The sequence below is a fragment of the Candidatus Infernicultor aquiphilus genome (genome assembly GCF_002784285.1).
Lineage (GTDB): Bacteria > Atribacterota > Phoenicimicrobiia > Phoenicimicrobiales > Phoenicimicrobiaceae > Infernicultor > Infernicultor aquiphilus.
In genome coordinates, this window is the sequence record NZ_PFKO01000326.1 from 1 (window position 1) to 1,071 (window position 1,071).

The following is a 1,071-nucleotide window of genomic DNA, read 5'->3' on the forward strand; positions in this document are numbered from 1 at the left end:
TCTCTTACTCCATCAAACATTATTATAATTTCGGAGTTTGGCAAATGATGCCTTACCATCTCGATCGTCTCATCTAACACTAATGTATCGGGGTGGCTTGGAATAGGATTTGTAGGTATTAAAACAGTGACTGCTTCTTTAATTTCTTTTTTGCCAATAATCCCCGATACTTCTGCAATATCGTCCGCCATCTTATATGTAATTTTTCTTTTATATTTAATCCACCAAGCCATCGTTTTATTTGATAAATTTTTCCAATCCATTAATGCCTCCTGAACATATCCAACAAGACTTTCATAATTTCTTATTACCGGAAATGGCGGCTCCTCCTCAAACAAGAATGTAAAATATCCTCTTTTAAAATTCTCCTGCGGTGTCTGCTCATCAGCTATTGGAATACATCCTGCCTCTAATGCTTCGTATAACCTGAACGTATCCGGTGTCTCCGGTCCCGATGGACAAGGGCATATTTTAGCATTTGTCATTCTTTCGTAATATTCCTCGTGTGGCAATCCCGCTGTAAAACTTTCTGTCTCAACTAAATCACCGGCTTCCAATTTCTTCAATTCTTTAGCACATTGCACTCTTCTTTTATGAGTAACCTGTCCTGCAAAAAACCAATCTTTGTCTCTTTTAGATCCATCCATATCTTTAATTAAATGTGCCTGTGGCGGGTAACCATTCGGCAATCTTCCAACATCTTTATTTTTACGCCTTGGATCCATAACCCAAATTTTAATATTGGGATGATCTATTTTTTCAATAGGAAATGATGCCTCTTCGTCCCCTGTTAAAATAAGCACAACCCACTTTAGTCTTTTTAAATCCTCATTCAATCTATCTGTAAACTCTACCTGTGACCTTGCAGGAAATACAATAACAGCCCCCTCGTTAGCAATTTCAAAATTATTAAAATCAATGTTGACCATCTCTGTATGCTTAAACTGATATCCATTAATCGGATCCCACATTTTGTTATTAAAAATATCCTCAATCATTCCCTGATCCCAATAACCCCTCGCTGGAATATCCGCCTTGTATGAAAGCCAAATTACATCAATCATCTACCCC

Annotated in this window: 1 protein-coding gene; it reads right to left on the reverse strand. The window is 37.3% G+C overall.

Features of this window, described 5'->3' with window-relative positions:
• On the reverse strand, window positions 1-1,064 hold a 1,064-nt coding region (locus COZ07_RS09120), incomplete at its 3' end, for an exostosin family protein (RefSeq protein ID WP_406608253.1).
• Window positions 1,065-1,071 lie beyond the last annotated feature (7 nt).